Source organism: Streptomyces sp. NPDC005820 (genome assembly GCF_040630255.1).
Classification (GTDB): domain Bacteria; phylum Actinomycetota; class Actinomycetes; order Streptomycetales; family Streptomycetaceae; genus Streptomyces.
Genome location: NZ_JBEXXE010000025.1, coordinates 94,678 through 118,036, shown reverse-complemented (window position 1 = coordinate 118,036; position 23,359 = coordinate 94,678). Strand labels below are relative to the sequence as shown.

Below are 23,359 nucleotides of genomic sequence, written 5' to 3'. Positions count from 1 at the left end.
TCGGTCGTTCAGAGCCGGTACTCCCGCACCACCCTCCGCACCTGCGCGAACAGCATGCCCACGTTGACGGACTTGCGGCAGACGACCACCGCGACGACGTCCTGCTGCTCGGTCATCCTCACGAACAGGTGGGTGAGATTGTCGCTGTTGACGAGGATCTCCTGGAAGAAGTGGTTGTCGCTCTGGATCCCGCGCCGCTCCTTGAAGACGTCCTCGATCATGACGACCGTGCGGCCCTGGAACAGGTCGAGCGTCGCGCCGGCCAGCAGGTCGAGGACCTCGGGCGGGTGGTTGTCGACCGTTTCGTAGGAGAGCAGCATGCCGGTGGACATGTCGACGACGCCGGAGGCGACGCAGTCGGGGGCATCGGTACGGAGTGACTTGACCAGGCCCATCACCTGATCGGAGAAACCGGGGGTCATACGCTTCGTCGCCATCCCTTCAGACTCCTTAGGCGGTTTTCTCGGTGAGGATCAGATCGATGCGGCGCAGGGCCGGCTGGGTCGCCCGGTGCAGGCGCTCCACATCCATCCCCTCGTCCCCGAGTACGACCATCAGCGCGGTGTCGCCGACGGCGTAGAACGCGGCGCAGCCGTGGCTGCCGTAGGTCACCGTGCGGTGCAGGGCACCGCGGGCGGTCGCCTCGGAGGTACGGCGGGCGAGGCCGAGGCCGGCCGCGGCGAGGGCGGCGAGGCCCTCCGGGTCGATCGAGTCGGCCGTGTCCGCGGCGATGAGCAGCCCGTCGGCCGCGGCGAGGGCGGTGTCGGTGATTCCGCTCACCTGCTCGCGCAGGCCGCGCATCTCCTGCGCGAGGGCTTTGTGGTCCATGAGTGCAACTCCCCTGATTCTGATCGCATATGACCGTCTGTTTTCTGTGGGGGATTTCGAATTTCCCGGTGGAGGCCGGCCATTCGAGCCGTCCGGCTGTCCGTCCGGCTATTTCGTCCGGCTATTTCGTCGTCGGATTGCGGAGCCGGAAGAAGTCCTTCCAGCCGGTGCCGCCGCCGTTGTTCTCGTCGGGTTCCGGGGCGAGGGCCTCGTTGATGCCGCTGGCGCCGGGGCGGCGGCGGGGCAGGGCGGCCGGCTCGGGGGGCGGTGCGGGCGGCGGGACGGGGGCGAGCGGTGGGGGCGGGGCCGGTTCCCGGGGCCGTACGCCCTGGCCGCCTGGCGGCAGCCGCACCGGGATCGGCCGGGGCGACTCCCCGCACTCCATCAGCCCCTCCCCCAGCATCCGGGCCACCGCCACGGTGACCGTGTAGACCCCGCGCCCGGTGCGGAAGGCGAGGTCGCGGGCGGTGCGCCGGCCGTCGGCGTGGGTGAGCAGCTCGCGCTGGATCGGGCCGAGGCGGTCGGCGGCGTAGGAGAGGGAGCCGGGCACCGGACGCTCCCGCTCGGGGCGTACCGGGTACGGCATCGAGAGCAGCGCCGAGAGCTTGCGGGCCGCCTCCTGGAGCAGCCGGGTGGGGGCCTCGCCGATGGCGACCGGGGCGGGCGGCGGCCCGGTCGCCGGACCGCGTTCGCAGCCGTTGACGCTGCCCGCGACGACTGCGAACGCGGCGTCCTGGAGGGCCATCGCGCAGACCACCCGGAGCTGGGCGGCGCCCGCGTAGCCGTGGGCGATCAGCCCGGCGGCGGGCCAGCGCGCGCCCCCGGACTCGCGCACCAGCGCGGCCCACTCCTCGCCGGCGATCCGCCCGGAACGCAGCAGCAGGGCCTCCGCGCCGGGCGCGCCCGGCGACTCGATCGAGGCGATCAGTCCGCCGTGCAGATGGAAGACGCCGCCGGGTGAACCGGCCACCCACAGCTCGCCCGTGAACCCGTCGCGCACGCACGCGGCGAGGTCGCGTGCCAGCAGCTCGTAGCCCGACATCACTCCCCTTGCCCTGTCGCACATACGCCTGACGCGTACCGCTGAGGGGGGAATGTCTATCAGCCCGGGCGTATATTCCAGCCGGGGATTTGCTACCTGTCCCGACCTGACGGAAGTTGTCTTGTCGGATCATTCAAATATTTTTGTTCGGCGCTCATTTGACCGATCGGCGGTGACGCCGTGGGTGTGCGAGGAGAGACATGTCGTTGGACGCGCTGAAGTCCGCCCTGCCGGACTACGCCAGGGAACTGCGGCTCAACCTGGGCTCGGTCATCGGCGCTTCGGCCCTGCCGGCCCAGCAGCTGTGGGGCACGGTCCTGGTGAGCGCGATCGCCGCGCGCTCCCCGATCGTGCTGCGCGAGCTGGGACCGGAGGCACGGGCGAGGCTCTCCCCGGAGGCGTACACCGCCGCGAAGTCGGCGGCCGCGACGATGACGATGAACAACGTCTTCCACCGCACCCGGCATCTGCTCTCCGACCCGGAGTACGGCGGTCTGCGGGCCGGGCTGCGGACGAACGTCCTCGGCGACCCCGGAGTCCCCCGGGTGGACGTCGAGCTGTGGTCGGTCGCGGTGTCCGCGGTCAACGGGTGCGGGCTCTGTCTCGACGCGCACGAGCGGGCGCTGCGCACGGCGGGGGTCGGGCGGGAGGTGGTTCAGGAGGCGTTCAGGATCGCCTCGGTCGTCCAGGCGGTGGGGGTGACCCTGGAGGCGGAGGCCGTGCTGGGCGCGTAGGCCACCGCTCCGGCCCTCAGCGGGCCTCGTCCTCGGCCTGCGGACGGGGCGCGTCCTGCGGGGGCGGGCCGACCGGGGCGACCTCCATCGCCGTGGCCCCGCGCGGCCTCGGCGAGGTCCGCAGGGCGGGTTCCTGGGCGTACGCCTTCAGATAGCCCACCACCGTGTTCGTCACCGCCACCAGGGGTACGGCGACCACCGCGCCGCCGATGCCGGCGACCAGGCCGCCGGAGGCCACCGCCAGGACCACCGCGAGCGGGTGGACGCGGACCGCGCGGCCGAGGATGAACGGCTGGAGGATGTGGCCCTCGATCTGCTGCACGGCCAGCACCACGGCGAGCGTCATCACCGCGACGAACACGCCCTGCGTCACCAGCGCCACGACCACCGCCAGCGCGCCGGAGGCCACCGCGCCGACCAGCGGGATGAACGAGAACAGGAAGATGAACACGGCCAGCGGCACGGCCATCGGCACATCGAGGAAGTAGATGCCGAGGCCGATGAAGATGGCGTCGATGAGGGCCACCACGACCGTGCCCCGGACGTACGCCGTCAGCGTCGCCCAGGCCCGCGGGCCCGCGCCCGCCACACCCGGGCGGGCGGCGGCCGGGACCAGCTTGAGGGTCCACTCCCAGATCCGCTTGCCGTCGTAGAGCAGGAAGAGCGTCGAGAAGAACGCGAGCAGGATGCCGGTGAGCGCCTCGACGACGACCGTGACACCCTCCAGGCCCGCCGAGGTGATGGAGTCGGTGTTGGCGCCGATCGCCTCGCGCAGGTTCTTGGCGATGCCGTTGATCTGCTTGTCGGTGACGTGGAAGGGGCTGTTGAGCAGCCAGCGGCGCAGATCCTCGATGCCGTCCTGGACCTGGTCGGAGAGGTTGTCGATGTTCTCCATGACCTGCCAGGTCACGAACCAGCCCATCAGGCCGATGACGACGAATCCGAGGATCGCGGTGAGGGCGGTCGCGGGTCCCCGGGGCACGCCCATGCGCTTGAGCCGGGCCACGGTGGGTTCGAGGAGGGCGGTCAGCAGCAGGGCGACCACGAAGGCCAGGACGACCAGCTGGACCGCGCTGATGACCTTGATCAGCACCCAGACGGTCCCGGCGAGCACCAGCAGCCGCCAGCCCGCCTCGGCGGCGACCCGGACGCCCCACGGCACGGCCTGGGCGGGATCGGGGCGCGGGAGGGGAGGGGTGGGCTCCTCGGCGGCCCCGGGGGGCGTCACGGCGGCCCCGGGCGCCGACGGCTCCGGGTCCGGCTCGGAGACCTCGAGGGGCTCTGGGGGCTCGGGGGCGCTCTCCCGCTCCACCTCGGCGCGGCGCTCGTCGAGCCGCTCACCCATCTCGGTCAGACCGGCCCCGAGCCGGCCGAGCCACCCTGGCACTCGCGACATGATCCGCCCTCTTCCCCCGTCTCTCCCCACCACTCCCCCTGGAGTCGTCGGCTTGTCGACCGTACAGGGCGATGCCCCTCACCTAAGGACGGGGAGGGGCTGCGCGGGGTTGAGCGTCGGCTCAGTAGGAGCCGTTGGCCTGCCAGTAGTCCCAGGCGTCGCAGGGGCTGCCGTAGCGTTCGTTCATGTAGTTCAGGCCCCATTTGATCTGGGTCGCCGGGTTGGTCTGCCAGTCGGCGCCGGCGGACGACATCTTCGATCCCGGGTAGGCCTGGACGAGGCCATAGGCGCCGGAAGTGGGGTTGACGGCCCGGTAGTTCCAGGTGGACTCGTGGTTCACGATGTTGCTGAAGCACTGGAACTGTCCGGCGGGCACGATCTGACGTGCGATGGCCTGGACCTCGGCGACGGTGTACGACGCCTGCTGCGGGAAGCTCGCGGTGCTGCCGGAGGCCGAGGTGGACTTGGTCTCCGCCTCCGCGCGTTCCTTGGCTTCCTTCGCTTCCTTCTCGGCCTTGGCCTTGGCGACGGCGGCCTTCTGCTTGGCCACGGCGTCCTTGGCCGCCTGCTTACGGGCGGACTCCTCCGCCTCCTTCTTGGCGGTCGTGTCCGCGGCGATGGCCTGCGTGGTGGCCTGCTGGTTCAGCGAGGCCGTCTGCACCTCGGCCTGCTGGCCTACGGGTAAGTCGGCGAGGAGCGTCGTACCGCTCGCCGTGGCCTGCGCGTCGTCGCTGGACTGCGCGGTGCCGGCCTGGGCCACGCCCATGACCGCACCGACCGTGGTGACCGCGGTGGCCGAGGCCACCGCGAATCCCCGGGCCGAGTTCCGGCTCACACGAAATCCTTCGTTCGAGATGAAAGTCGAGCTGAAAGGAGAAGGTGCGGCCGGAGCCGCGCGGGACTCAGTACCAGTGGTTGGCCTGCCAGAACGACCACGCCTCACAGGGGCTGCCGTACCGGCTGTTCATGTAGTTCAGCCCCCACTTGATCTGGGTGGCCGGGTTGGACTGCCAGTCGGCGCCCGCGGACGCGTACTTGCCGGCGGGCAGCGCCTGGAAGAGGCCGTAGGCGCCGGAGGAGGCGTTGACGGCGTGGTAGTTCCAGCTGGACTCGTGGTCCACGATGTTGCTGAAGCACTGGAACTGGCCGCTCGGCACCATCTGCGCGGCCATGGCCTGGATCTGCGCGACCGTGTAGGAACTCTGCACCGGGAAGTCGGACGCGCTGCGGCTGGCCTTGGCCTTGGCCTCCGCGCGCTCCTTGGCCGCCTTCTCGGCGGCCTCCTTCTTCGCGACGGCGGTCTCGGCGGCAGCCTTGCGGGCCGCTGCCTCCGCTTCCTTCTTGGCGCCCTCGTCGGCGGCGATGGCCTGGTAGTTGGCCTGCTGCGCCACGGTGGCGGTCTGCACCTGGGCCTGCTGGCCGGCAGGGATGTCAGCGAGGAGCGTCGCGTCGCTCGCGGTCGCCTCAGCGTCGTTGTTCGGTGCTGCGATGCTGCCCGAGGCAACGCCGACGACGCTTCCGACAGCGGTGACCGCCGTGGCCGAGGCCACTGCGAATCCCCGGACCGAGATCCGGCTCACACGGTTTCCTTCCAGCAGCGCCCGCTTCGGTGACCCTGGCGGACGCGATCGTGCCCCTGACGCTGGCCTCCCCTCGATGGGTCACGGGAGACACGGGCCCGGTGGGCGACTCCCCGGAAGGGAGTGCCGTGTGGTGCTCGGGCGGCATACGGCGACGCTATGGAGTTGACGGTGGTGCAAGTGCGGTTCCGTACCACTGGGGGTACACGTGTGCCGTATGCGGGGCCTGACAGGATCGAGACTCTGCCGTAACCCAACGCCGCAAGGCAATTCCGAGTTACGTGTGAAAGCTCACACCCCTGGAACTCCAGGGGATTTCGCCAAACCCTTACACACGCCGATGCCGCCCGGCTAGGCTCACCACCTTTGCCGGACGGCACCAACTGACGCTCAAAGCTTATGAACTTGTGCGGTCAGGGTCAGATATGCCCGTCCTCCAGCATTTCGGTCACAAGCGCCGCGATCTGGGACCTCTCGGACCGGTTCAGCGTCACATGCGCGAAGAGCGGATGACCCTTCAGCTTCTCCACGACGGCGACGACACCGTCGTAGCGCCCGACCCTCAGATTGTCCCGCTGGGCCACGTCATGGGTGAGAACCACCCGTGAATTGGCACCGATCCGGGACAGAACGGTCAGCAGCACGTTCCGTTCGAGGGACTGGGCCTCGTCGACGATGACGAAGGCGTCGTGCAGGGAGCGGCCCCGGATGTGGGTCAGGGGCAGGACCTCCAGCATCCCGCGCGCGGTGACCTCCTCGATGACCTCGCGGGAGGTGACGGCCGACAGGGTGTCGAACACCGCCTGCGCCCAGGGGCTCATCTTCTCCGACTCGGAGCCGGGCAGATAGCCGAGCTCCTGTCCGCCCACCGCGTACAGCGGCCGGAAGACCATCACCTTCTGGTGCTGACGGCGCTCCAGAACCGCCTCGAGGCCCGCGCACAGCGCCAGCGCCGACTTGCCGGTGCCGGCCCGGCCGCCCAGGGACAGGATGCCGACGTCCGGGTCGAGCAGCAGATCGAGCGCGATGCGCTGCTCGGCGCTGCGGCCCTTGATGCCGAACGCCTCCCGGTCGCCGCGCACCAGCCGGATGTTGCCCTCGGGGGTGACCCGGCCCAGCGCCTTGCCGCGCTCCGACTGGATGGTCAGGCCGGTGTGCACGGGGAGGTCGGCGACCTCCGGGACGTACACGTGTCCTTCCTCGAAGAGGATGTCCACCTGTTCGCCGGACAGGCCCAGTTCGGACATTCCGGTCCAGCCGGAGGCGTCCGTGATGGCGAGCTCGGCGCGGTACTCCTCCGCCAGGAGACCGACCGACGAGGCCTTGATCCTGAGCGGCAGGTCCTTCGACACGACGGTGACGTCGAACCCCTCGGCCTGCAGGTTGCGGGCGACCGCGAGGATGCGTGAGTCGTTGTCCCCCAGTCGGTAGCCGCTGGGCAGCACGCTGGGGTCCGAGTGGTTGAGCTCGACACGGATGGTGCCGCCCAGCTCCCCGATCGGGATGGGGGCGTCGAGGCGACCGTACTTCACCCGGTAGTCGTCGAGCAGGCGCAGGGCCTGCCGGGCGAAGTAGCCGAGTTCGGGATGGTGCCGCTTGGCCTCCAGTTCCGTGACCACGACGATGGGGAGCACGACCTCGTGCTCCTCGAAGCGGGTCATGGCGTTCGGGTCGGCCAGCAGGACGCTGGTGTCGAGAACATAGGTGCGCCGGTCAGGCATACGGCGCTTTGTGCTGGTCACCACGGAAGGACGTACCCCCTCGGATGAGGTCGGGGAGCGACGGAGTGGAGCTGGACCGGTTCATGGCCCTGCACGGGCCGGGAACCGGCCCCCCGCTGCTGCTTCCATGCTGTGACCGCACGGTCGGGCTGGTGCAAAGGGCCTCCCGGGCGGACGGCCCCGTGCCGCCCGCTGAGGATCCGACACCCGTGGTTCGGGCGTCGACCTGCTTGGCTTATGCCCTCGAAAATGCGCCGCCATGCCAGGGCATATGACGGCGCACCGGTGAACTCCTTGTTACTTCCGTCCCGCGGTCAGCCGCCGTAGCGGCGGTGACGTGCCGCGTAGTCGCGCAGGGCACGCAGGAAGTCGACCTTGCGGAAGGCCGGCCAGAAGACCTCGCAGAAGTAGTACTCCGCATGGGCGGTCTGCCACAGCATGAATCCGGACAGCCGCTGTTCGCCGCTGGTGCGGATCACCAGGTCGGGGTCGGGCTGGGCGCCGGTGTAGAGGTGGCGGCCGATCAGGTCGACGCTGACGGACTCCGCGAGGTCCTCCATCGAGACGCCCTTGTCGGCGGCGTCGGTGATCATCGAGCGCACGGCGTCGGCGATCTCCTGGCGGCCGCCGTAGCCGATGGCGACGTTGACCAGTATCCCGTCGACGTGGGCGGTGGCCTGCTCGGCCTCCTTCAGCGCGGTCTGCACATGGGCGGGGAGGATGTCGGGGGTGCCGACATGGTGGACGCGCCAGCGGCCGTCGGCGGCGAGGGTGCGGACCACGTCCTCGATGATGCCGAGGAGGGGGACGAGTTCCTCCTGGGGGCGGTCGAGGTTGTCCGTCGACAGCAGCCAGAGGGTGACGACCTCGACGTCCGTCTCGGTGCACCAGCCGAGGAACTCCTCGATCTTCTCGGCGCCTGCCCGGTGGCCGTGCTCGGTGGTGGACCCGGCGGCCTTCGCCCAGCGGCGGTTGCCGTCCATGATGACGCCGATGTGCTTGGGCACCTGAGCGTGGTCCAGGTGACCTTCCACCCGGCGTGCGTACAGCCTGACCAGAAGGCCGCGCAGCTTGTCGCGCAGGTTCACGTGATGTCAGCCCCTCCGTGCGAGTGCGGTCCCCGCGGGCCAACAGGGTACCGGTGCGGGGCGGTGCGGTTGTCTGTCGGGTGCCGGTGGGCGGGGGTGGTTCGCGCAGTTCCCCGCGCCCCTGCGGTCGGGGCGGTTCGCCCGTGCTGAGAAGGCGCCGCTCTCTGATGCAAAAAACGGGCCGGTCCGTGGGGGGGAGACGGACCGGCCCGAGGGGGGGTTTCCACCATAACCCTTCGTAAGTGATGCTGCGTGCATCGGCGCGGCACAATTACTCTCCGAAGCCGTTCGGCGACGCCCAGATGCCCTTTCGGGGCATGATTCATGGGCCCATCATGGCCGGAACGCAACGGAATCCCAGGGGAATGACGGCGTTTACCGAGGGAAGCTGAGGTTTTGGCGGGACTTGGGCGTCGGTCGGGCAGTTGTCCGCCCGTCCCCCCGACGGGCTACCCCGGCCGCTCACGCCCGCTTGACGCGGGCGGCGCCGCACAGCCCCCTCCACTGCGCGGTACCGCCCCGCGCAGCTTTGCTCACGCGAATTACCCGCGCTTGAACTTACGTGAGGCCCACGGCAAATGCGAACCGCTCGCGATAACGATGTGGAAGCCTCATGGAGATCCTGAGGTGATCTGCGGCGGAGTGAACCGGAATGCCCTGTTCTGCTTGTCCGGTGGGCCGTGCGGGCCGACACGAGCGGAGTGCGGCGCGCCCATGGCGGACAGTTCCCGTCCTCTTTGCGTTCTAGCGTCGGCGCCATGACCCGGAGAATCAGTTGGCGAGAGGCGTCCGCGCGGCGGCTGGAACGGCAGTTCCTGGCCAATCCGCTCGCGGCCGGCACCGGAGGGCCCGAGGAGATCGTCGCGGCCATGCTCGGCACGCACGCGCAGGTTCCCTCGGCGGCGGAGATGTCGGTGGGGATCCGCGCCGAGGGGATGACACGGACCGCCGTACGCGCCGCCCTGGCCCAGGACCGGTCACTGGTGCGGACGCACGGCCCGCGCGGGACCGTCCATCTGCTGCCCGCCCGTGAACTCCCCCTGTGGACCGCCGCCCTGACGGCCATCCCGTCCGGCCGCAGCCCCTTCCCACCGGACATACGGCTCACCGGGGAACAGGCCGCGCAGGTGGTGACGGCGGTCGGGGAGGCGCTCGACGGGGTGTGCCTGACGCTGGAGGAACTGGACGAGCAGGTCGTCGCCCGCACCGGGCCCTGGGCCGGGGACCGGGTGATGCCCGCCTTCCAGGACCTGTGGCCGCGCTGGCGGCAGGTCCTGCACCGGGCCGGCCAGTCCGGCGCGCTGTGCTTCGGGCCGAACCGGGGCCGCAAGGTGACGTACACCCGCCCGCCCCGCTTCGATCCGCTGCCGCCCGCGGAGGCGCTGCGCCGACTGCTCCTGCGCTATCTGACCGCCTACGGTCCGGCGACCCCGCAGGACTTCGCCAAGTGGCTGGCGGCGCCGTCCGGCTGGGCGGTCGGGCTGTTCGAGGAGGCGCTCGGGGAGGCGGCGGTGGAGGAGGTGCTGTTCGAGGGCCGGCGGGCCTGGGTGGCGGCCGGGGACACCGGGTTCCCGGCGGAGCCCGTGCGCGGGGTGCGGCTGCTGCCGTACTTCGACGCGTACGTCATCGCCGCCCAGCCCCGGGAGCTGCTGTTCCCGGGGGCCGCCCAGGGGCGGGCGCTGGCGGGCGGGCAGGCCGGGAACTTCCCGGTGCTGCTGGTGGACGGGGTGGTGGCGGGCGTGTGGCACCAACGGCGCCGGGGCCGTCGTACGACCGTCACGGTCGAACCCCTCGACCGGCTGACGGCCCGCCGGACCCGAGAGCTCGGCGAACGGGCCGAACGGGTCGGGGAGGTACTGGAGGCGACGGCGGAGCTGGTGATCGGGGAGGTGCGGACGGGGGCGCATGCGTGAGGGGGCGGTGTCGGGGGTGGGCGGCTCGGTCGGCACGCGGGAGGTCTTCAGGAGGTCGTCGGCCTGCGGGCCTCGATGAGGTGGCGGGTGCTGTGGGCGACGAAGGGGCCCCGGCCGGTGAGCTGTTCGTGCAGGGCGCGGAGGCGGGGCTCGTAGGCCTCGACGGTGAAGTCCGGCACCATCCAGACCACCTTGCGCAGGAAGTGGACGACGGCGGCGATGTCGTGGAACTCGATCCGGAGGCGTTCCGCGCGCAGGTCGACGATCTCCAGCCCCGCCGCCTCGGCCTCGGCGCGTTCGCGGTCGGGGTGGCGGTCGTGGCTCGCCGCCTCGGGCTGCGGGCCGAGGAAGTACTCGACGAGCTCGTAGACGCTGCGGGGCCCGACGTGCTGGGCGAAGTAGGTCCCGCCGGGCTGGAGCACCCGGGCGATCTCGCGCCACCCGGGCCGTACCGGATGCCTGCTGGTGACCAGGTCGAAGGCGGCGTCGGCGAAGGGCAGCGGGGCCGTCTCCGGGACGGCGACGACGGCGATGCCGCGCGGTCGCAGGAGGGCGGTGGCCTTGGCGACGTTCACCGGCCAGCCCTCGGCCGCCACGGTGAGGACGGGGGCGGTGGCGGCCCGTCCGAGGGCGAAGTCCAGGACCTCGCCGCCGCCGGTCTGGATGTCGAGCACGGCCGTGGCTCCGGCCAGGCGCCCGGCGAGCGACACCGCGTACCCCCAGGAGGGCCGCGCCTCGGTCGCCCGCCCCTCGAACCACGAGAAGTCCCACCCCTCGGTGGGGACGGCGGCGCCCTCGGCGAGAAGGTCCTCGAAGCTCATGCCGATATCGATGCCGATGCCGATGTCGTCGTGGTGGTTCATGAGGTGATCGTGGCAGGCGGGGACACGCACCTGCCGCCGATTATTTCCCGCCCCTCCGTACGGCGATTTCAGTCATGCCCGGTCATGTCCCGTCATGGCCCACGTCGTAGCGGAGCAGGACGACGCCGTTGCCGAAGGCGCGGGACTCGGCGAGATGGAGGCCGGTGGGGGTGTCGGCGTGCGGGAAGAGGGGTTTGCCCCGGCCGATCAGTACGGGGTGGACGTAGAGCCGGATCGTGTCGACGAGGCCGTGCCGGAGGAACTCCGCCGCGAGATCGGCGCCGCCGAGCCCCAGGTCTCCGGGGCCCAGTTCCGCGTCGCGCCGCTCCTTGAGCGCCCGGACCTCCTCCGGGACGACCTCCCGCACGATCGTGGTGTTCCAGTCGGCGTGCTGGAGCGTGCGGGAGTAGACGTACTTGGGGATCTCCCGCCAGATGCCGGCAAACTCGGCCATCACCGCGGGAGCCTCGGGGTCGGCGTCGGCGGTGGGCCAGAAACCGGCCATGAGGTCGTAGGTGACCCGGCCGCTGAGGAGGCCGGCCATCCGGGCGATGAAGTCGTTGGCGTCCTGGTGGACCTCGTCGTCGACGCGGTGCCAGGAGATGTCGCGGTCCGGACCCTCCATGTATCCGTCCAGGGACACCGACATCATCAGCACGATCTTCCGCATACGACGGCCACCTCTTCGTGTCCCGGCTCGCTACCGTGCCGAGAGTAGCGACGCGACCGAGGGGAGACGGGGTATGGCGCGCTGGCGCGACGGGTATGCCGAACTGCTGGTGGACGGGGCGGACGGGATTCCCCTGCGGATCCCCTTGGAGATCGCCGCGTCCTACCGCGCCCGCACCCGGGGCCTCCTGGGCCGGGACTCCGTCGACGGCGCGATGCTGCTGACCCCCGCGGGCAGCGTCCACACGTTCGGCATGCGCATCCCCATCGACGTCGCGTACCTCGACCGCCGCCTGACGGTCATCGCGACACGCACCATGCCCCCCGCCCGCCTGGGCCTCCCCCGCCTCCGCTCCCGCCATGTCCTGGAGTCGGCGGCGGGCACGATGGAGGGATGGGGACTGCGGCCAGGAGCAAGAGTCGAGGTCAGGTCGTCGTCCGCGGGAAGGTGACCTCCACTCGGCGGTTCTTCTTGCGGCCTTCCTCCGTGGAGTTGTCGGAGATGGGGTACTGCTCGCCGTAGCCGCGGACCTCGAAGGTGATGGCGGGGTCGTTCAGGTCGCCGGCGAGTTCCGCCTGGACGGCGTCGGCGCGCTGTTTGGAGAGGACGTCGCCGTGGGCGGAGGAGCCGAGGTTGTCGGTGAAGCCGAAGACGCGGACCAGCTTGGTGTTCTGCTTCTTGATCTCGTCGGCGATCACCGCGATACGGGCCTTCGCCTCCGTGCCGAGCTTCGCACTGTCCTTGGCGAACAGGACCTCGGCCTGGAGGGCGAACGTCACGTCCGCGTTGGTGTCCTCGCGCCGTTCGTCGCCGGACTCGTCCTCCACGACCTGCTTGATGTCGAGGACCTTGGGCTCGGCGAGCGTGCCGCCCTCGGGGAGTTTGAGGTCGGGATCGTTGGGGTCCACCTCGACCGGCGCGGAGGCGGTGGCCTCGGTGCCCGGGGGGACGCTGGGGGTGCTGTCGTCGGCCAGGGAGGCGGGGGCCGTGCCGAGGACGAGGAGGGTGGCGGTGGCCACCGCCAGGGAGAGACGTGGGGTCATGACCGGCCTCACCCGGAGATCTTGATGACCGCGCTGGGGAACAGCGGGAGCTGGAAGGTGACCTCCGTGCTGCTCGCGGGCGGGGCGGGGAACTGGAGGAACACGTCGATCGTTTCCCCCGCCTTCAGCGTCGAGAAGCCGGTGGTGGTCAGGGGGCGGCCCTCTGTGTCGCGGAGGACGTAGTAGCGCTTCTTGCTCTTGGAGTCGACGAGGGTGGCTCCGCCGAGGGACAGTCCGTTGTTGATGATCTCCGTCTCGTTGCCGCTCAACGCTGAGGGGATCACGGCTTCCGTGCCGCTGTCGTTCTTCAAGCCCCCGTTGACGGTGATGAAGCCGCCCGAGTCCCGCACGGCCGACGTGATCTGCAGGAGGAGCCCGCTCGGCCCCTTCAGCTCGGCGATCGGCGCCTCGGACTTTCCCTCCTGCGGATTCGGCTGCGATCCATCGGACTTGGAGGCGGACGACGAGTTCTGCGGCTTCTTGGCGTCGTCGTCACCCCCGCCGCCGCAGGCGGCCGGCCCCAGGGCCAGCCCCGCCACGACGGTCAGCGCGACCGTCACCCTGCGGGCTTTCGCAGTGAACCGCATCCTCATCGCTCTGTTTTCCTTCCTCAGCCTGTGGCCAGGTGCACGTCGAACAGGTCCTCGGGACCGGGCAGATCGGTCAGGTCATCCGGGTCCAGCTCCCAGTCCTTCCCGTCCTTGCAGGTGAGCTTCGGCAGTGTGCCGGTGCCGCCCGGCAGCTCGAACGTGCACAGCGCGTCGATCACGGCGACGGCGGACGCATGGGCGCGCGTGGTGCTCGTGGCGGGGATCACGGAGTCCCCCGCCGTCTTGTTCGCCTGCACCGTGACGCTGGTGCGAAGAACATCCGGCTCGTCGCAACGCTGCAGGCTGGCATCGTTCTGTGAGGCGAGCTCGGACGCGCGCCAGCACGAAGAGGCCAGCCCGAGCACATCTCCGTCGAAGATGTCCTGCCACTTCGTGGGGTCGAGGACGTCCAGTCGCCACTGGTCGAAGAGCTGGTCCCGCGTCTCCTGCGCCGCCGCCAGCGCCGCCGCGTCGGCCGCGGTCTGAGCGCCGTTGCGGTTGACTGCCGCCTGACCGACCGCGAAGTACGCGAGCGCGAGAAAGAGCAGGCCCGCCACCACGGTGATGTAGATGGGGAAAGCCTGCCCGCCATCGCCAAAAAGGCGTGTTCGACGAACTGTCAGGGCGCCACCTTGGCGATCTGCGCCCTGAGCTTGTCCACGATCGTCTGGCCCAGATTCGTGTTCGCGATCAACACCACGATCGCCACCACCACCGCGATGATCCCCAGATACTCGACCGCGGTCTGCCCCCTGTCGTCGGCGGTGCGGCGCCGTACCGCCTCCGTCACCCGGACCATGGCCGCGACGACGGTCTTCAGCAGCAGGTCGCTCATGGTGTTCCTCTCGGTCTGAGGCATTGGCAGGAGGAACGTAGGGCGCTCGGGGTGTCCCCGACGAGGGTCCCAGGGCCCAATTTCCCAGCCACTTGGCCGCCGCCTCGGCGCGGCTGCTGCTGTGCAGCTTGGCGAAGATGCGGTTGATGTGATTCTTGACCGTCTTCTCGCTGATGAAGCATGCGGCGGCGATCTGCTGGTTGTTCATGCCCGACGCGATGAGGTCCATGATCTCCGCCTCCCTCGCGCTGAGCTGGAACCCGGCCCGGTGACCCGACGGATCCGACTGTCCCATAGTTGATTGCAGTCGCGAAAGCCGTTCGGGGAAAGTCAATGGAAGCAAGGAACTTGAGGGCACACTGTCGTGTGCATTCGCACTCCTCACCGCCCCCCGCAGCTCCTCCACCGTGAACTCCCCGTGCACCAGATAGCCGCTCGCCCCGCCCCGCAGCGCCGCCCGGACCGTTTCCGGCTCGTGGCTGTACGTCAGCATCAGGACCGTGGTGATCCGGGCCAGGTGGGGCAGGGCCGTGAGGCCGTCGACGCCGGGCATGCGGACGTCGAGGAGGAGCACGTCGGGGCGGTGCCGCAGGGCGGCCTCGCAGGCCTCGCGGCCGTCCGCCGCCTCCGCCACGACCGTGAGGTCGGCGCAGCTCGACAGGAGCGCGGTGAGGCCCGCGCGGACCACCGGGTTGTCGTCGGCCACCACTACGCGTACGGCGGGCCGGTCCGGCATGGTGCCTCCTCTCGGAAGGTCAGGGCGGCCAGGGGGAGTTCCAGGCGGACCTCGGTGCCGGGGGTGCGGTCGTCGCGGGGCGCGACGCGCAGGCGGGCGCCCACGCAGGCGGCCCGTTCCGTCATGCCGAGGAGGCCGAAGCGGCCCGTGTCGCGGAGGTGTTCGAGGGTGGTGCCGGGGGGCAGGCCCCGGCCGTCGTCGTGGACCGTGAGGGTGAGGAGGTCGTCCTGGACGCCCGCGCGGACCTCGACCGCCGTGGGGTCCGCGTGGCGGTGGGCGTTCTCCATGGCCTCGGCGGTGATGGTGAGGAGCTGGCGGGCCACCGTCGCGGGCACGGGGAGGGTCGTACGGTCGCCGGTGGGGCGGTAGACCACCCGTAGGCCGGTGCGTTCGGCGAAGTCGTCCGCGCTGGCCGCCAGTTCGGGCAGTACGTCCACGCCCCCGGCGGGATCCGGCTCGCGGCGCAGGTCGGTGAGGAGGTCGCGGGACTCGGTGGCCGCCCTGCGCGCGGAGCGGGCGACCAGTTCCGCCTGCCGTCGCGTCTGCGCGGGGTCCGTGGAGGCGGCCAGGGCGTCCGCCGCCAGCGCGACGCCGTGCAGGGTCTTGGCCACGGAGTCGTGCATCTCGCGGGCGAGGCGGGCGCGTTCGGCGGCCACCGCCTCGGTGGCGGCGAGTCGGGCGCGCACGGCGGTGAGGGCCTGGGTGGCCTCGCCGAAGCGCAGGAGCAGACCGCGCAGGGTGGAGCCGACCGCTCCGGTGATGACGCAGAAGCCGGGGAGGAGGAGGTGTTCGGCCGGCCCCGCGTCCGGGCCGTGGGCGACGGTCGCCTGGACCAGCAGCAGGATCAGCGACTGGAGCGAGGCGAAGCAGGCGGCGCCGCGCCAGCCGTAGACGATGCCGGCGAGGAGGGGGGTGCAGACGCTGACGTAGGCGAGGGTGGTGTCCGGGCCGGCGGAGATGAGCAGGAGGGTGCCGAAGGCGGTGTCGGCCGCCAGGAGGGTGGGGTGGCGCAGGAGGAGGGGGCCGAAGCGTTCCCAGTCGCGGAAGAGGGCGTAGGAGCCCATGAAGGTGACGACCACGGCCGCGCCGACGAGGCGGACGCCCAGACCCGGGGAGGCGTGCAGGAGGGCGGACGGGGCGGCCAGGGCGATCATCGCCAGGCGGAAGCCGAAGACCTGCCGGCACAGGGACTGGACGGCGTTCGCCTGGAGGCTGACGCTCTCCACACCTGTTTTCGCCACACCTGTTTTCGCCACACCTGTCTTCGCCGCGCCCGTCTTCGCCGCGCCTGCCGTGCCCGTGGTTTCCGTCATGACCGGCCGCCTACTCCCCCGTGATCGAGCTGAAGTCGGTGCCGGAGCCGAGCAGCATGCCCGCGCCGAGGAGGAGCATCGTCGCCGGGACCATGAACGTGGTGATCATCAGCGTGGCCTTGGGGACGGCGCGGGCGGCCTTGCGGCGGGCGTTCTGGGCGTCGGTGCGGCGCATGTCCTTGGCGATGGCGACAAGCGTGTCGACGATCGGGGCGCCGAGTTCCTCGCCCTGCTGGAGGGCGGTGACGAACATGGCTACCTGCTCGGAGTCGTTGCGGCGGCGGAGTTCCTCGAAGGCCTCGCGGCGGCTCATGCCGAGGTCCATCTGGCGGAGCGTGATGCGGATCTCGTCCGCCCAGGGGCCCTCGTACTTGGAGGCGACCCGGTCGAGTGCCTGGCGGAAGCCGAGGCCGGCGCTGACCACGACGGCGAGGACGTCGAGGAAGTCGGGCAGGGTGCGTTCGATGGCGTCCTTGCGGACCCGGATCGCCGACCAGATGCCGACCTCGGACCAGAAGGCGGCGAAGGCCAGCATGAGCAGGGCGACGAAGAAGCTGCCCTGGAGGAGGGCGGCCAGCGCGCCGAGGCCGCCGATCGCGCCGTAGACCGCGCGCCGGGCCGCGTACCGGTCGATCGTCAGGCCTCCGGGGTTGCCCGCGAGGTCGATGCGGCGGCGGTAGCGGGCGACCTGCCTGGGGCCCATCAGGCGCAGCACGGCCGGGGCGTACCGCATGCCCATGCGGTCGACGAGGGAGCCGACGGCGCTGGTGCGGGTGGCGCCGACCTCCAGGGCGAGGACGAGGTCGCTGGGGAGCTTGACCTCGGCCCGGTACATGCGGATCCCGGCGAAGACGCCCCAGACGGCGAGGCCCATGACGAGGGCGAGCAGGAGTTCCATGGTCTGCGTCCCCTCCTCAGACGTCGATGCGGGACATACGGCGGATGAGGAGGAAGCCGACGGCGTAGAGGCCGAAGGCGACGATCACACAGGCCTGGCCGACGGCCGAGGACGTCATCCGGTCCAGGGTGCCGTCGTTGACGCCGTCCATGAGGAACAGGGCGCCGACGCCGAGCACCGGGACGGCGTACGAGGTCATGTTGACCTGGGAGAGCTGGGTGCGGACCTCGCGCCGGGTCTCCTTGCGTTCCTCCAGGGTCTCGGTGAGGTTGCGCAGCGCGCCGACGACCTGGCCGCCGGCCCGGTTGGAGAGGACCAGGGTGGTGACGAGGACGACGAGTTCGCGGGAGGGGAGGCGGTCGGCGAGCTCGCCGAGGGCGTCGTCGACGGAGTGGCCGACGGCCAGCTGGTCGGCGACCTTGCCGAGTTCCTCGCCGGCCGGGGCCTCCAGTTCCTCCGCGGCCATGCCGATCGCGGTGCGCAGGGCGAGGCCGGCGTGGGTGGCGTTGGCCAGGATGCGGGCCAGTTCGGGGAGTTGGTTGATGAACTTCTCGATGCGTTTCTGGCGCTGCCAGGTGAGGAACTGCAGGGCCGCCCAGAGGCCGAGGAGTCCGGCGAGCGGGCCGAAGAAGGGGGCCAGGACGGCCTGGCCGACCAGCCACAGGCCGGCCACCGTGGCGAGCATGTAGACGAAGAACTCGCCGGGGGTGACGTCCAGGCCGGTGGCCGCGAGTTTCAGCTCCAGCCTGCGGCCGGTCTTCGTCCGGCGCAGCCGCCGGTCCAGGTCGCGGAAGCGGCGCCGGCGTCCGCCGAGGGGGGCCTGGCCGGTGTAGGACAGGCGCTCCACGAGGGCGGCGCGCTGGGCGTGGCCCTTGGCGTAGACGTGCACGCCCACGACGGCCAGGGCGCAGGTCAGGAGGGTCACGCCGGTGGTGAGGGTGATGAGGGTGTCGAGGTCCATCGCTGCTACCGGGCTTCCCTTGTGGTGAGTTCGAGTGCGTCGCGGGCGACCCCGAACGCCTGAGGGATCGGCTGGCTCGCCATGTAGAGGCGGTCGGCGGTGCGGCGCGGGAGGGGGAAGTACCCGAAGGCGCCGTGGACGCGCCCGTCGGCGCTCATCGGGCGGGCGTCGAAGCGGGCGACGGTCGCCAGCCGGAAGGCCTCCGAGCCGTGGCTGTCGAGGACCGCTATCTCGGTGATCCGGCGGGCGCCGTCCGCGAACCGCGTCAGCTGCACGATCACGTCCACCGCGCTGTTGATCTGGTCGTGGAGCGCGACGAAGGGGATCTCGACGTCGGACATGGAGGCGAGGGTCTGGAGCCGCATCAGGGCGTCCTCGGCGCTGTTGGCGTGGACGGTGGCGAGCGAGCCGTCGTGGCCCGTCGACATCGCCTGGAGCATGTCGAGGGACTCGCCGCCGCGGACCTCACCGACCACGATCCGGTCGGGGCGCATCCGCAGCGAGTTGCGCACCAGGTCGCGGATGGTGATCCGGCCGTTGCCCTCGACGTTCGGCGGCCGGGACTCCAGCCGGATGACGTGGGACTGCTGGAGCTGGAGTTCGGCCGAGTCCTCGATGGTGATGATCCGCTCGCCCTCCGGGATGAGCCCGGACAGGGCGTTGAGCAGGGTGGTCTTGCCGGTGCCGGTGGCGCCGGAGACGATCACGTTGAACTTGGCCTGCACCAGCCCGGCGAGCAGATAGAGCATCGGCTCGTCGAGGGAGCCGAAGCCGATGAGCTCGTTGAGGGTGAAGGAGCGCGGGAAGCGGCGGATGGTGAGGATCGGGCCGGTCAGGGAGAGCGGCGGGATGATCACGTTGACACGTTCGCCGGACGGGAGGCGGGCGTCGACCATCGGGTTCGTCTCGTCGACGCGGCGGTTGACGGTCGAGACGATGCGTTCGATGGTCTGCATCAGCTGGTCGTTCGAGGCGAACCGCAACGGGAGTTGCTCCACCCGGCCGCCGCGCTCGACGAAGATCGCGTCGGGGCCGTTGACCATGATCTCGGTGATGGAGGCGTCCTCGAGGAGCGGTTCGAGGATGCCGAGGCCGAGCGCCTCGTCGACGACCCGCCGGATCAGCTGTGAGCGCTCGCCGGTCGACAGCACCGGGCCCTCGCGGCTGATGATGTGCCCGAGGACCCGCTCCAGCCGGGCCCGGCGCTCGGCCGCCGCGAGCGAGCTCATCTCGGCGAGGTCGATCTCCTCCAGCAGCTTGGCCCGGTAGGAGGAGACCAGATGGGCGTCCTCGCCCCGCCCGTTCCCCTCCTCGGGGGAGGTGATGCGTGCCCGCAGACTCATGGCGGTGCCGCCTTCCTTCAGTGGTCGACCGGCATCGTGGCCGTCTTGCGGGCGGTGCCGAAGTTCCCGATGCCCGGGATGACGGACGGGATGGTGACGGTGGAGGTGACCTGGACCTCGTCGCCCAGGTCGGCGCTCGAACAGCTCACCGACAGCCAGCTGCTGACCGCCCGTGCGCAGTCTCCGGCGAAGTCCTGGTCGAGGGAGGCGCTGCGGGCGCCGGTGCGGGCCGCCGTGCCGGCCTGCTGGGCGGCGTACGCGAACAGCCCGAGCTGGACGGCGCCCAGCGCGACGATCAGCAGCAGGGGCAGAAAGCCGAGATACTCCAGCGCGACCTGCCCCCGGTCGCCCCGGCCGCGCCGTCGCAGTCGCGTGCGCTCTCGTCCGTACGACATCTCAGTCGCCGTCCTCTTCCTCCACGGCCCCGGCATGGCCGTGCACCGTGAACGGGAAGTCGATCGTGCCCGGGAACAGGACGGGGACGCGCAGGGAGACGTCGGCGGTCACATAGCCGCCGCCGGTGCCGCAGTCCACGTCGGCGTTCCCCCTCCACGCGTCCCCGAGCTTGTCCAGGCCCGCCTGCTGGCAGGCCCCCTCCCGTGCCCCCGGGTCCGCCGCCGTGCCCGCCCGCACCGCCTCGTCGGCAGCATTCCCCGCGAGCGTGAACGTGTACCCCACGAGCACGCACTGCCACACCACCACCAGGGTGACGATGATCAGCGGGGTCATGCCGAGGAACTCGATCGTGACCTGGCCCCGGTCGCGCGCGACACGGCTCCCCATGGCGCTCACTCCTTCCGCCGCCGGAAGCCGCCCGTGCCCCGGCCCGTCCCCCGGTCCGCGCCCCGGCCGCGCCCGCCCCGGCGCACCAGGGCCGTCTCCGGCGCCTTGACCAGGCCCAGTTCGGCGGCGAGCGCCCACAGGGCCTGGCGGACAGTGCCCTTGCCGTCGAGGGAGTGGACCCGGCCGGCGTCGACCGCGGCCTGGAGTTCCTTGAAGTTGGCGGGGATCGCGGTGGTGGCGACGGCCGTGCCGGTGATCTTCTGGATGAGCGGGGGCTGGATCTCCGTACCGCGGGTGTGCCGGTTGACGACGACGGTCGTCTCCTCGGCCTTGCGGACCTGGAGCCGGTCCCACATGCGGACGGTGCGTTTGGCGCCGCGGACGGCGACCACGTCCGGGGTGGTGACGAGGAGCGCCCGGTCGGCCATCTCGACGGCGGCGGCCCCGGCGCCGCTGAGCTGGGCGCCGCAGTCGACGATCACGACCTCGTAGCGGGAGCGCAGGGCGCCGACGATCTGCCGTACGGCGCGGTCGGTGACCTCCTCGCCGCGTTCGCCCTCGGCGGGGGCGAGCAGGAGGGCCACTCCGGTGTCGTGGCGGAAGACGGCCTCGGCGAGGATGCGGGGCGAGAGGTCGGTGATGGCGGCGAGGTCGACGACCGAGCGGCGGAACTGGACGTCCAGGTAGGAGGCGACGTCGCCGGTCTGCAGGTCGAGGTCGACGAGGGCGGTGGGCCGGCCGGAGGCCTGGGCGGCGAGGGCGAGTTGTACGGCGGTGAGCGTGGCCCCCACTCCCCCCTTGGCGCCGCTGACGGTGACGACCGTGCCGCCGACGCCGGGGAACACGTCTGCCCCGTGGCCGAGATGACGTCGTACGCCCACGGACCACTGGGCGACGGCCTGGACGCGGTGGGCGAGCTCCTCGTAGCCGAGGGGGAGGGTGACGAGTCCTCGGGCGCCGGAGTCCATGGCGGCCTGGAAGAGGCCGGGGCCGGCGTCGGTGGTGACGAGGATGACGCCGACGGCCGGGAAGCGCAGGGCGACCTCGCGGACCAGCTCCAGCGCCGGTACGGGCCCGATGCGTTCGTGGACGATCACGACCTCGGGGAGTTCGTCGACGGACTCGGCGGCGAGCCGGGCGAGGGTGTCGACGAGCTGGGTGGAGTCGGCGACCGGGGTGACCGGTTCGGCGTCCGGGAGCTGGCTGAGCAGGGTGGTGAGGGAGCGGACCGCGTCCGCGTCGCCGACGGCCGGGAGGATCCTCGTGGGCATGGGCGGCGGCCTCTCACTTGTCCGTGACGAGTTCGTACGTACGGTCCTGGTCGGGGATCGTGGTCTGCCCGCCGGGGGCCACGAGGGCGAGGCGGACCCGCTTGGCGAAGGACTCGGCGTAGGTGATGCGCTGGGCGTCCAGGGTCGACAGCGCGAAGGTGATGGGGACCGCGTCGGTGGCGGAGTCGCGGTCGTTGCGGTCGGGTTCGAGGGCGGTGATCTCGCCGACGTCGAGGACGCGCGCGTTCGTCACGATGATCTTCGACTGGTCGGGGTCGGTGTCGCGGGCGCCCTCGAAGGTGGCGTACACGTTGACGGACGCCCCCGGGCTGATCTTGCCGGCGACGCCGGTCGCCGCGTCGACCATGATGGCGACCTCCTGCTGCCCGGGCTGGAGGGCGGGCTGGTCGACGATCATGTCGCTCTGGAGCAGCGAGCCCTTCTTCAGGGTCGTCACCGCGATCTTCTTGTCGATCGCGGTGAGGTCGGTGACGGCGTTCTCCGACAGCCAGCGCTTCGGCATCTCGATCTTCTTGAACTGGCTCTCCTTGAGAGCCGTGTACGGCGCGATGTCGGACCGCAGTTCGTAGGCGCTGACCTCGGGGCCGACCTTGGAGTTCACGTCGTCGATGACGGAGAGGACGCCGGCGAAGGCACCGAGGGCGCACAACACCGACAGGAGCAGGAGAATCACGCCGCGGCGCTGACGGGAGTTCATGGAACCGTGCAACCTCGTTGGGGGTCGGGTCGAGCGGGAACGGTGGTCGGTGCCGGCGCTTCTCAGCCGGTGGTGGGGCGTCTCAGCCGGTGGTGAGGGCGCGGGCGGGGCGTGCGGTGAGCTCGGCGGCGGGCGGCGGGGTGGCGGAGCAGAACACGCAGCGGTCGCCGATGACGTCGATCCCGCACCAGTGGCAGACGCCTTGGCGGACCGAGGCGACGAGCTGGTAGAGGACCGACAGGTCGGGCAGATAGGCGCAGAACTCGATCAGTTTCGGGGTGCCCCACCAGTCGGCGGACTCGGCGGGCGCCTCGGTCTCCCGCAGCCCCTGCGCCTTCCAGGCGGGGGCGAGGGTGCCGGTGACCCAGTCGGACTGGAGCTGGCCGCGGCCGACGAGCATCCAGGTCCCGAACTCGGGCCCGGGAAGGGTGACGTCGGGGGCGGCCTTGACCAGCTCCGGCTGCGGATGCGCGAGCACACCGAACTGACTGCCCGGAACCCAGGACCGGGCGTGCGCCTTCAGTCCGACGACCGGGACGCGGTCGAGCCGGGCGACGGAGCCGAGGAGCGCGCCCGCGTGGATGTAGTGGGTGAGCAGCCGGCCCGCCGAGGCGAGCACGCCCGGCCCGAGGTCGCAGGAGGCGAGCTGGCGCAGCTGGCGGGCGAGGACGGCGACGCCGAGGGGCGGCAGGTCGGGCCGGTACAGCGCGATGCGGTCGCTCTCCAGGAGCGAGCGGATGGTGTGCAGCCGCTGTTCCACGGCGGGCGGGACGGCCCGCGAGTACACGACGACGAGGTGTCCGTGCTGCTCGACGAGGAGTTGTACGGCGTCCAGGGCCTGTTCCAGCGGCTGCCGGTCCAGGTCGGCGAGCACGACGGCGGGCAGGGTCCGCTCGTCCTGCGGCGGCAGCGCCAGGTCGGCGCCGGTCACGGCAACGGCAGTTGGCACGCGCAGCTCCCCGATTCCCGCGGTCCGGTCCACCGGGAGTTACTCCGGCGCACCGAGGTGACTTCATTGCGTGACTACGTCAGC

At 71.1% G+C, this 23,359-nt stretch carries 25 protein-coding genes and 1 pseudogene; 3 read left to right on the top strand and 23 right to left on the bottom strand.

Annotation, left to right across the window (positions count from 1 at the left end; all coding sequences use genetic code 11):
* Positions 1-8: 8 nt before the first annotated feature.
* From ABZ464_RS29185 to ABZ464_RS29175, 3 genes are all read right to left on the bottom strand, one after another.
* Positions 9-437: a hypothetical protein gene (locus ABZ464_RS29185; protein ID WP_030783701.1), complete on the bottom strand. Its 429-nt coding sequence runs from the start codon at positions 435-437 to the stop codon at positions 9-11.
* A 13-nt stretch (positions 438-450) separates the two neighbouring features.
* The gene (locus ABZ464_RS29180) at positions 451-828 is read right to left on the bottom strand and encodes a roadblock/LC7 domain-containing protein (RefSeq protein ID WP_359281381.1); all 378 of its coding nucleotides are present in this window, start codon (positions 826-828) and stop codon (positions 451-453) included.
* Positions 829-949: 121 nt separating this feature from the next.
* Positions 950-1,870: a MarR family transcriptional regulator gene (locus ABZ464_RS29175; protein ID WP_359281379.1), complete on the bottom strand. Its 921-nt coding sequence runs from the start codon at positions 1,868-1,870 to the stop codon at positions 950-952.
* Between the two features lie 200 nt (positions 1,871-2,070).
* On the opposite strand from ABZ464_RS29175, the gene ABZ464_RS29170 reads away from it, so the two are divergent.
* On the top strand, positions 2,071-2,604 hold the full coding sequence (locus tag ABZ464_RS29170) for a carboxymuconolactone decarboxylase family protein (protein ID WP_359281376.1): 534 nt from the start codon (positions 2,071-2,073) through the stop codon (positions 2,602-2,604).
* Between the two features lie 16 nt (positions 2,605-2,620).
* Here the strand turns inward: ABZ464_RS29170 and ABZ464_RS29165 are convergent, their stop codons facing one another.
* From ABZ464_RS29165 to ABZ464_RS29145, 5 genes are all read right to left on the bottom strand, one after another.
* On the bottom strand, positions 2,621-4,000 hold the full coding sequence (locus ABZ464_RS29165) for an AI-2E family transporter (RefSeq protein WP_359281373.1): 1,380 nt from the start codon (positions 3,998-4,000) through the stop codon (positions 2,621-2,623).
* A 121-nt stretch (positions 4,001-4,121) separates the two neighbouring features.
* Positions 4,122-4,835, bottom strand: coding sequence for a transglycosylase SLT domain-containing protein (locus ABZ464_RS29160; protein ID WP_359281370.1), 714 nt, complete (start codon positions 4,833-4,835; stop codon positions 4,122-4,124).
* A 67-nt stretch (positions 4,836-4,902) separates the two neighbouring features.
* Positions 4,903-5,580 carry a lytic transglycosylase domain-containing protein gene (locus ABZ464_RS29155; RefSeq protein ID WP_359281368.1) on the bottom strand — a complete coding sequence of 226 codons (678 nt, stop codon included), beginning with the start codon at positions 5,578-5,580 and terminating at the stop codon, positions 4,903-4,905.
* A gap of 419 nt (positions 5,581-5,999) precedes the next feature.
* Positions 6,000-7,325, bottom strand: a complete 1,326-nt coding sequence (locus ABZ464_RS29150; protein WP_359281365.1) for a PhoH family protein — start codon at positions 7,323-7,325, stop codon at positions 6,000-6,002.
* Positions 7,326-7,615: 290 nt separating this feature from the next.
* Positions 7,616-8,389 carry an isoprenyl transferase gene (locus ABZ464_RS29145; RefSeq protein WP_359281363.1) on the bottom strand — a complete coding sequence of 258 codons (774 nt, stop codon included), beginning with the start codon at positions 8,387-8,389 and terminating at the stop codon, positions 7,616-7,618.
* Positions 8,390-9,147: 758 nt separating this feature from the next.
* On the opposite strand from ABZ464_RS29145, the gene ABZ464_RS29140 reads away from it, so the two are divergent.
* Complete coding sequence (locus ABZ464_RS29140) at positions 9,148-10,302, top strand: winged helix DNA-binding domain-containing protein (protein WP_359281362.1); 1,155 nt, start codon at positions 9,148-9,150, stop codon at positions 10,300-10,302.
* A gap of 47 nt (positions 10,303-10,349) precedes the next feature.
* Here ABZ464_RS29140 and ABZ464_RS29135 read toward each other — a convergent pair whose 3' ends face one another.
* Positions 10,350-11,165 carry a methyltransferase domain-containing protein gene (locus ABZ464_RS29135; RefSeq protein WP_359281360.1) on the bottom strand — a complete coding sequence of 272 codons (816 nt, stop codon included), beginning with the start codon at positions 11,163-11,165 and terminating at the stop codon, positions 10,350-10,352.
* 82 nt (positions 11,166-11,247) lie between these two features.
* Positions 11,248-11,835: a dihydrofolate reductase family protein gene (locus ABZ464_RS29130; RefSeq protein ID WP_359281358.1), complete on the bottom strand. Its 588-nt coding sequence runs from the start codon at positions 11,833-11,835 to the stop codon at positions 11,248-11,250.
* 73 nt (positions 11,836-11,908) lie between these two features.
* On the opposite strand from ABZ464_RS29130, the gene ABZ464_RS29125 reads away from it, so the two are divergent.
* Entirely contained in the window at positions 11,909-12,286 is a 378-nt protein-coding gene (locus tag ABZ464_RS29125) for a DUF192 domain-containing protein (RefSeq protein WP_359281355.1), read from the top strand.
* Here the strand turns inward: ABZ464_RS29125 and ABZ464_RS29120 are convergent.
* From ABZ464_RS29120 to ABZ464_RS29060, 13 genes and pseudogenes are all read right to left on the bottom strand, one after another.
* On the bottom strand, positions 12,261-12,878 hold the full coding sequence (locus tag ABZ464_RS29120; RefSeq protein ID WP_359281353.1) for an OmpA family protein: 618 nt from the start codon (positions 12,876-12,878) through the stop codon (positions 12,261-12,263). The two genes, ABZ464_RS29125 and ABZ464_RS29120, sit on opposite strands and share 26 nt — an antisense overlap.
* 8 nt (positions 12,879-12,886) lie before the next feature.
* A complete protein-coding gene (locus ABZ464_RS29115) occupies positions 12,887-13,471 on the bottom strand; it encodes a hypothetical protein (RefSeq protein WP_359281351.1) in 585 nt (194 codons plus the stop codon).
* Between the two features lie 17 nt (positions 13,472-13,488).
* Positions 13,489-14,091, bottom strand: a complete 603-nt coding sequence (locus tag ABZ464_RS29110) for a pilus assembly protein TadG-related protein (protein WP_359281486.1) — start codon at positions 14,089-14,091, stop codon at positions 13,489-13,491.
* Positions 14,092-14,385: 294 nt separating this feature from the next.
* Positions 14,386-15,039 (bottom strand): annotated as a pseudogene (locus tag ABZ464_RS29105) (response regulator transcription factor); the annotation flags it as partial.
* Positions 15,012-16,352, bottom strand: a complete 1,341-nt coding sequence (locus ABZ464_RS29100) for a histidine kinase (RefSeq protein ID WP_359281349.1) — start codon at positions 16,350-16,352, stop codon at positions 15,012-15,014. The gene ABZ464_RS29100 and the pseudogene ABZ464_RS29105, both read right to left, overlap by 28 nt.
* 10 nt (positions 16,353-16,362) lie before the next feature.
* On the bottom strand, positions 16,363-17,250 hold the full coding sequence (locus ABZ464_RS29095) for a DUF5936 domain-containing protein (protein ID WP_359281346.1): 888 nt from the start codon (positions 17,248-17,250) through the stop codon (positions 16,363-16,365).
* 16 nt (positions 17,251-17,266) lie between these two features.
* Complete coding sequence (locus tag ABZ464_RS29090) at positions 17,267-18,211, bottom strand: type II secretion system F family protein (protein ID WP_359281343.1); 945 nt, start codon at positions 18,209-18,211, stop codon at positions 17,267-17,269.
* Positions 18,212-18,216: 5 nt separating this feature from the next.
* Positions 18,217-19,554, bottom strand: coding sequence for a CpaF family protein (locus ABZ464_RS29085; RefSeq protein WP_359281341.1), 1,338 nt, complete (start codon positions 19,552-19,554; stop codon positions 18,217-18,219).
* A gap of 17 nt (positions 19,555-19,571) precedes the next feature.
* Positions 19,572-19,949: a TadE family protein gene (locus ABZ464_RS29080; RefSeq protein ID WP_359281339.1), complete on the bottom strand. Its 378-nt coding sequence runs from the start codon at positions 19,947-19,949 to the stop codon at positions 19,572-19,574.
* A gap of 1 nt (position 19,950) precedes the next feature.
* Positions 19,951-20,337, bottom strand: a complete 387-nt coding sequence (locus ABZ464_RS29075; RefSeq protein ID WP_359281337.1) for a TadE family protein — start codon at positions 20,335-20,337, stop codon at positions 19,951-19,953.
* 5 nt (positions 20,338-20,342) lie between these two features.
* Positions 20,343-21,608: an AAA family ATPase gene (locus ABZ464_RS29070; protein ID WP_359281335.1), complete on the bottom strand. Its 1,266-nt coding sequence runs from the start codon at positions 21,606-21,608 to the stop codon at positions 20,343-20,345.
* A gap of 13 nt (positions 21,609-21,621) precedes the next feature.
* Positions 21,622-22,326 carry a Flp pilus assembly protein CpaB gene (gene cpaB, locus ABZ464_RS29065; protein ID WP_359281332.1) on the bottom strand — a complete coding sequence of 235 codons (705 nt, stop codon included), beginning with the start codon at positions 22,324-22,326 and terminating at the stop codon, positions 21,622-21,624.
* An 82-nt stretch (positions 22,327-22,408) separates the two neighbouring features.
* The gene (locus ABZ464_RS29060; RefSeq protein WP_359281330.1) at positions 22,409-23,275 is read right to left on the bottom strand and encodes a hypothetical protein; all 867 of its coding nucleotides are present in this window, start codon (positions 23,273-23,275) and stop codon (positions 22,409-22,411) included.
* Between the last annotated feature and the right edge of the window lie 84 nt (positions 23,276-23,359).